Consider the following 6,921-nt stretch of genomic DNA (forward strand, 5'->3'; position numbering starts at 1 on the left):
CAGGACGGGTGCGACTCACCTCAGCGACTCGCCGCCTCCCGCGCCCGGAAGCGCCGCACCTTGGCCACGTTGCCGCAGTCCGCCATGTCGCACCACCTGCGACGCCGACCGCGGCTCTCGTCCAGGAACATCCAGCCACAGTTGTCGCCCGGGCACTGCCCGACGCGATCGAGGTCCGTGCTCCCCAGGAGCTCCGCCGCTTCGAGAGCGACCGGCCAGAGCATCCGGTCCAGCGCAGCGTGGTCATCATCCCACGCAAGCCGGAGCGGCAACGGCCCGCCCAGCCGCTGGTGGAGGCGCGCAACGCGCAGCTCGTCGTCGAGCACGGCGATGTCTGCAACGTCCGGCTTCCATCCCTCCAGCGACGCACGCAGCAGACGGTACGTCGCCTGGCGCAGCTTCAGTGCGCGGGCCAGCACCGCGGACGCGCGCGGCGGACGTTCGGCCGCGGCGGCGCCGAGCCGGCGCATGTCGGGTCGACGGAGGACTTCCACGAAGACCGCCCATTCGAGCAGCGCGCCGTACGACGTCAGCCATTCGCGCTCCGGCCGGTCCATCCAGTCCCGCCCGCGCGCGGGCCCGGACCGGCCCGCCCACTCGCCCACCGTGTTCACGAAGTCCAGGCAGAGCCGCCCGCCCACGCGCCTGAAGGCCTTTTCGCCAGTCTCGCCCATTTCTCTGCCGTAACCCTTTCGGCCGTGTTGACAGGTTACAGCGGCACCGCGATGCTGTAACCGACAAACAGAATATAATCGGTTACGAGGGAGGGACGCCATGGTGTTTAACGGACGACGTGCCGGCAGCGGGATCGCGCTGGTCGGTGCGCCATCGAGCATCGGGATCCGGCCGTACGACGACAGCGGCATTCCACGCGCGCTGGACCAGGCGCCGTCCGTGCTGCGGTCGCTCGGACTGAAGGACCGCCCCGACGTGGAAGACCTGGGCGACGTCGTCCCGCCGTCGTACGTGGACGTGGTGCGCACGCCGGGCCGTGTTCGCAACGAGGCGGCGCTGGTGCAGTACAGCCGTGCGCTGGCGGAGCGCGTCGCGACTGCGCGCCAGGACGGCCGCTTCGTGCTGCTGCTGGGCGGGGACTGCAGCATCGTGCTGGGCGCACTGCTCGGCGTTGCGCGTGAGGCAGGCGACGTCGGACTCGCGTACATCGATGCGCACTCGGACTTCAACACGCCGACGGAGTCGGTCACGGGATCGGCGGCGGGCATGTGCCTGGCGATGGCCGTCGGTCGTGGTGACACGCCGCTGGCGCAGCTCGGCGATGCACGACCGCTGGTGCGCGGCAGCGACGTCGCACTGATCGGCCCGCGCGACGCCGACGATCCGTACGGCCAGGCGGCACTCGGTCCCGCCGGCGTTCTCAGCATCGACGGCGCCGAGGTCACGACGGATCCCGCCGGTGCAGCGGGCCGCGCACTGGATCGGATCGCACGCGACGACCTGGACGGTTTCTGGATCCACTTCGATGCCGACTTCATGGATCCGTCGGTGATGCCGGCCGTGGATTCGCCGACACCGGGTGGGCCCGACATCGAAACGATCCGGGCTTTGCTCATTCCGCTGGTGACCCACCCGCGCGCGCTCGGAATGCACGTCTCGATCTACGACCCGGGCCTCGACCCGGAGCGCAGTGCGGGCGCAGCGCTGGCGTCGCTGCTGGACCGCGTGCTGTCGGCGCGCATGATGGAGGTGGGCGCATGATCGCGCGGACGTGGCACGGGCGAGTGCCCGCACACCGCGCCGACGAGTATTTCCGCTTCCTGGAGCGCACCGGCCTGGCCGATTACCGGGCAACACCGGGCAACCTTGGCGTGACCGTGCTGCGCACGATCGAGGGCGATGTTGCGCACTTCCGCCTGATCAGCTTCTGGGAGTCGTACGACGCGATCCGCCGCTTCGCAGGCGAGGAGTTGGAGCGGGCGCACTACTACCCCGAGGACGACGACTTCCTGCTGGAAAAGGAGGAGCGCGTCACGCACGAGGAGGTGCTGGTGGTCGCGATAAACGACCGGCCGGTGTCGCCCCGCGTACCGTAGTGGTGTGACTGCGTGAGAATGGATCGGTTCGGCGTGATCCGCGAGAACTGGCACCTCCCGGTTGTCATCAACCGTCCCTTCTCTCTTGTAGGCGCAGGCGGCGCAGCTCTTGTTAGTGGCTTGTGCTGCAGACGGGCGAATCGGTCGAGGGGACGGGCACCCTCGCGATCGCCCGTTTGTGCTGAAGCGTCCCGCTCCATCTTGGAACCTCAGTCGACGGAGGAGCCATGGGCGGACAGACAACTGGTGCGCAACTGGCCTACACACACAAGCAGGCAGCCGGATACGACGAGAAGCGACGGCGGCAGCTGGCATGGCATCGCGAGAACGACCTGGTCCGCAACTGGAGTGAAACGGTCCCGCGTGGCAGTCGTGTGCTGGACATCCCGTGTGGCACCGGTCGCTTGTTTCCCATCTTCTTTGCGCGCGGACTGCAGGTCGTGGGCGCGGACCTGTCGGAAAACATGCTCGCGCAGGTTCCGGATGAATACCGGAGCTCGCGTCTGCTGGAAGGGCTGGACACGGGCGATGCAACGGATCTCGATTATGAGGATCGCTCCTTCGACTACGTGGTGTCTCTCCGGCTTTTTCACCTGGTACGTATACCGAAGGAAGCCCAGCAGACGATGCTGCACGAGTTCACGAGGGTCGCACGGCGCGGCGTCGTTCTCCATGTGCCGCTGCTCGGAAGGTCCACCGCTTCCCGGCTCGTGGATGCCGGCTGGCGTCTGTTCTCGGTGCGCCGGGAGGGCCCGGTTCATTTCACCCGCGTCGCCTGGAAACGCTCGCGAGCACGGGCGCGTGGCAGGGCACGGCAGCGGCGCACGGCGAATGGCGGATTTCGCCCGGTGTGGAAGGGCGGAGTCTGGACGCTGTCGGAGATCGAGCGCGCGTTCAACGAGCGCGGCTTCGAGCTTGCCGAAGCTCATGGCGCGATCAGCCCGTTCAGCTCCAAGAAGATCCTGGTCGCAAACCGCGTGACGTAGCTTCGAGGCTGCTGCGGAGCTGCGAGCGAGAATCGGCCACAGCGCTGGCCATCATATCAGCGATGGTCGCCAGCAGGGGGCGAAGCGGCCGCTTCACACGGCCAGTCCCGTCTCCGATCCGGGATCGCGCTGTCCCGGATCCGGCTTCGGCGTGCGGCGCTGCAGATGTGCCCGCGCGCACTAATCTCCAGCCGCGCACCGACATAGCGGATCGCGGCCGCATGGAACGCGGCCTGCCGCACCGCCTGCGACTGGCCCTTCGCGCCCCCCGAATTTCCCGAGGCAGCCCGTGATCGCACGCATCTCCTGGCTCGACGTCCGGCTCGGCCTGCGCATGCTGGTCCGGCACCCGGCACTGACGATCGTTGGTGGCCTGGGCATGGCCGTGGCCATTGCGATCAGCGTCGGCTTCTTCTCCTTCACGGAGGCGTACGTCTATCCGGACATTCCGCTGCCGGAGGGTGACCGGATCGTCGCGCTCGAGAACCGCGACCTCGTCTCCAACAACGAGGAGCGCCGCTCTCTGCACGACTTCGTGACCTGGCGCGAGGAGCTGCGCACCGTGCAGGACCTTGCCGCGTTCCGCACGGTGCGGCGCAACCTGATCACCGGCGACGCGCCTCCGCTGCTGGTGCCGGTCGCGGAGATGACGGCGGCGGGCTTCGAGGTTGCGCGTGTTCCTCCGCTGTTCGGCCGGTACCTGGTCGAGGGCGACGAGCGGCCCGGCGCACCGGACGTCGTCGTGATCGGCTACGACGTCTGGCAGACGCGCTTCCTCGGCGACCCGAACGTGCTCGGTCGCACGATCCGCCTGGGCGCTGGAGTCCACACGATCGTCGGTGTGATGCCGGCGGACTTCCGGTTCCCGGAGAACCACCAGTACTGGGTACCACTGCGCGCACGCGCGTCCGAGTTCGAGCGGCGCGAAGGCCCCGCACTGTACATCTTCGGACGGCTCGCGCCGGGCGCGTCACTGGCGCGGGCACAGGCGGAGCTGGACGCGATCGGGCAGCGCACGTCCGCGGAGTTCCCGCTGACGCACGCGCAGCTGCGGCCGATGGCAATGCCGTACGTGCACTCGCTGGGCGACATCCAGGGCATCGGCTTCTGGCCCGTCCTGCAGATGAACCTGATGATGAGCCTGCTGCTGGTCGTGATCGCGCTCAACGTCGCGGTGCTCGTGTACGCACGCACGGCGGCGCGCCACCGCGAGATCGCCGTGCGCAGCGCGCTCGGCGCCAGCCGCGGTCGCGTGGTGCTCCAGCTGTTCGTCGAGGCGCTGGTGCTGTCGCTCATCGCCGCGGCCGCAGGACTCGGCCTCGCACAGGCGACGATGCAGCTCGGCATCGGCATCCTGGACATGGAGTTCGATGTCGGCATGCCGTTCTGGATGGACTTCGGCCTGCGCCCCGAAACGATCGTCTTCACGCTGGGCCTCGCCGTCCTTGCCGCCGTCATCGTCGGTGTGCTGCCCGCGCTGCAGGCGACCGGGCCGCGGCTCCAGGCAACGCTGCGCGAAGGAACCGGCGCGAGCATGAAGCTGGGCCGGACCTGGGCGCTGCTGATCGTCATGCAGGTCGCGATCGCCGTCGCCATGCTGCCGGCGGCACTGCACATGGGCTGGAACGAGATCCGCCGCGCCGCGACCAGCACGATCTACCCCGACGACGAATACCTCTACGCGAATGTGCGACCCGAGGAGATCCCGGACGTGGTCGTCGTCGAGGATGAAGCGGACGCAGCGCCCGACAACGAGGAGTTCGGCCGCGACATCGCGGCGCTGATGCGGCGCCTGGAGGCGGAGCCGGCGGTCACCGGCGTGAGCTTCCAGGCATCGTTGCAGGATCGTTCGCATCTGATCCGCGTCGAGGGCGTCGAACCACCGGTCGAGTCCCCGATGGGACACGGTGTGGACGCGATCGGCATGCACCCCGGACTGCTCGAGCTGTACGGTGCACGCGTGCTCGCCGGTCGTACGCTGACCATGGCGGATGCGGACGAAAACGCGAATGCGGTCGTCGTGAATGCGACGTTCGTGCATCGCGTGCTCGGCGATGCAGAGCCGATCGGCCGTCGCATCCGCCACGTGAGCAGCGAAGAACGCGCAGGCGAGACTCCCGTCGGGCCGCCGCAGTGGTTCCAGATCGTCGGCGTCGTCGAGGACCTGGAACGCAATCCCGCGGATCCGGAGGCGGTCCGGCCGCTGGTCGCGTATCCGGTTTCTGCAGAACAGGCGGGCTACGCCAGCGTAATCATGCGGCTGCGCGGCATGGCGCCCGCCGACTTCGCACCGCGCCTGCGCGAGCTCACGGCCGCCGTCGACCCGACGCTGCGCCTCGGCACCGTCCGCTCACTCGCCGACCGCAACCGCCAGCAGCAGCTCGCCGCGCAGCTCGTCGGCCTGGCCGTGGGACTCGTGCTGCTCGTCGTGCTGCTGCTCTCGGCCGCGGGAATTTACGCGATGATGTCGTTCACCGTCACTCAGCGGCGACGCGAGATCGGTATCCGCTCGGCACTCGGTGCAGAACCCGCCACCGTACTGCGCAGCATCTTCGCACGCTCCGCGCTGCACATCGGCGCAGGCGTGTTGCTCGGTGTGGGCATGGCGCTGCTGCTCGAGCGGATGTCGGGTGGTGAGATGATGGGAGGCATGGGCGTGGTGCTGCTGCCGCTGCTCGCGTTGCTGATGACGATCACGGGCATCCTGGCGGCAGTCGGGCCGGCGCGGCGCGGGCTGAAGATCCAGCCGACGGAGGCGCTCAAGGCAGACACATGATCGGGCTACGGCTGTCACGGCGGTGCCTTCGATCACACGCGCCGGAGTCGGCGAGCTGGACCCATGAACGCCGACGCCGTTGCCGGAACGTTCTCCCGACCGACGGCACACCTCCTGCTCCCGTTGCGCACGGGCATTACCGCAACAGCAGGAGGTTTCCAATGGCCAGTGATCGCAGTGTCTATCACGTCGTTCCCAATGCGGACCAGAGCCGCTGGGTGGTGAGTCGCGAGAACGACGACGCGTTCCGCGAAGAGTACGACACGAAGAGCGAAGCCGTCGATGCGGCAAAGACCCGCGCGCGCGGCGAGGAGCCGTCGCCGGTGAAGGTGCACAGCCGTGACGGCAACATGGAGTACGAGAGCACGTACGGCGACGACCCGAGTCGGTCGCCGGGCTGAGGGGCCAGCCGGGGACGGCGTCCCGGGCAATGTCGACTACGGTGAGCACCTGGAGCATCGACCACAGATGCCGATCGAGACGGGAGCCGCTCAGGCACGCACGACTGCGAAGTGCGTGACATTGTCCGGGCGATCGTGCACGTCGCTGGCGAGCACCCGGAGGCAGTAGCGGGCCGCAGTCGCCGGGGGCGAGATCGCCGCGAGCGTCGGTATTCCCCGGGATGCCACCTCGCGAGCGGCGCCGGCAGTGTCGAAGAACGGCGTCGCGCATGCGTTCGACAGCCGTCGCAGGAATGCGCCGCACTGTTCCAGCGCGACCGGGTGCGAGATCACCTGCCGGATTTCCGCCAGCGTCGCGCCGGGAATGGCGAGCAGGAACATCCGGATCGGATGACTGACGCGTGCGACCTCGCCGAAGCCGTACCGGGCGAGGACGTCGAGCGAAGCGTGTACGGGTCCGGCGATCGCATTCTCGAGCGGGAAGATGCCGTGCGTCGCGGCGCCATTGGCGAGCAGCGCACCCGCATCGGCGAACGTTGCGCACGGCACGCACTCCACGCCGGCGCCGAAGTGTGCCAGCGCTGCCTCTTCACTGAATGCGCCGGGCGCACCCTGGAATGCGACGCGCACCTGGGGTACCCGCGCGTCAGGTGAAACCGCGCCTCCACGTGCTGCTTGCCAGGTCGATGGTGCCGGCATGATCACCT

General features: G+C 68.6%; 7 protein-coding genes. 5 read left to right on the plus strand and 2 right to left on the minus strand.

The genetic code is table 11. From position 1 onward, the window contains the following. Positions 1 to 20 precede the first annotated feature (20 nt). Positions 21 to 674, minus strand: coding sequence for a CGNR zinc finger domain-containing protein (locus VFU06_04040; protein ID HEU5208562.1), 654 nt, complete (start codon positions 672 to 674; stop codon positions 21 to 23). 100 nt (positions 675 to 774) lie between these two features. Between VFU06_04040 and VFU06_04045 the strand changes: the two genes are divergently transcribed. The 5 genes from VFU06_04045 (at position 775) to VFU06_04065 (ending at position 6,214) form a co-directional block, all read left to right on the plus strand. Continuing rightward, a complete protein-coding gene (locus tag VFU06_04045; GenBank protein HEU5208563.1) occupies positions 775 to 1,716 on the plus strand; it encodes an arginase family protein in 942 nt (313 codons plus the stop codon). Continuing rightward, on the plus strand, positions 1,713 to 2,051 hold the full coding sequence (locus VFU06_04050; GenBank protein HEU5208564.1) for a hypothetical protein: 339 nt from the start codon (positions 1,713 to 1,715) through the stop codon (positions 2,049 to 2,051). Before VFU06_04045 ends, VFU06_04050 begins: the two co-directional genes overlap by 4 nt. A 227-nt stretch (positions 2,052 to 2,278) precedes the next feature. Beyond that, entirely contained in the window at positions 2,279 to 3,037 is a 759-nt protein-coding gene (locus VFU06_04055) for a class I SAM-dependent methyltransferase (GenBank protein HEU5208565.1), read from the plus strand. Positions 3,038 to 3,326: 289 nt separating this feature from the next. Then, positions 3,327 to 5,813, plus strand: coding sequence for an ABC transporter permease (locus VFU06_04060; GenBank protein HEU5208566.1), 2,487 nt, complete (start codon positions 3,327 to 3,329; stop codon positions 5,811 to 5,813). 161 nt (positions 5,814 to 5,974) lie between these two features. Next, entirely contained in the window at positions 5,975 to 6,214 is a 240-nt protein-coding gene (locus tag VFU06_04065; GenBank protein HEU5208567.1) for a DUF2188 domain-containing protein, read from the plus strand. A 90-nt stretch (positions 6,215 to 6,304) separates the two neighbouring features. Here the strand turns inward: VFU06_04065 and VFU06_04070 are convergent. Continuing rightward, positions 6,305 to 6,921 (minus strand): prephenate dehydratase domain-containing protein (locus tag VFU06_04070; GenBank protein ID HEU5208568.1); only part of this gene is annotated, 617 nt, incomplete at its 5' end.

It is taken from the genome of Longimicrobiales bacterium (assembly GCA_035764935.1).
Taxonomy (GTDB): Bacteria; Gemmatimonadota; Gemmatimonadetes; order Longimicrobiales; family RSA9; genus DASTYK01.

Excerpts from the sequence above, each read along its gene's own strand:
- VFU06_04040 (HEU5208562.1), bottom strand. The coding sequence starts at position 674 with ATGGGCGAGACTGGCGAAAAGGCCTTCAGGCGCGTGGGCGGGCGGCTC.
- VFU06_04045 (HEU5208563.1), top strand. The coding sequence starts at position 775 with ATGGTGTTTAACGGACGACGTGCCGGCAGCGGGATCGCGCTGGTCGGT.
- VFU06_04050 (HEU5208564.1), top strand. The coding sequence starts at position 1,713 with ATGATCGCGCGGACGTGGCACGGGCGAGTGCCCGCACACCGCGCCGAC.
- VFU06_04055 (HEU5208565.1), top strand. The coding sequence starts at position 2,279 with ATGGGCGGACAGACAACTGGTGCGCAACTGGCCTACACACACAAGCAG.
- VFU06_04065 (HEU5208567.1), top strand. The coding sequence starts at position 5,975 with ATGGCCAGTGATCGCAGTGTCTATCACGTCGTTCCCAATGCGGACCAG.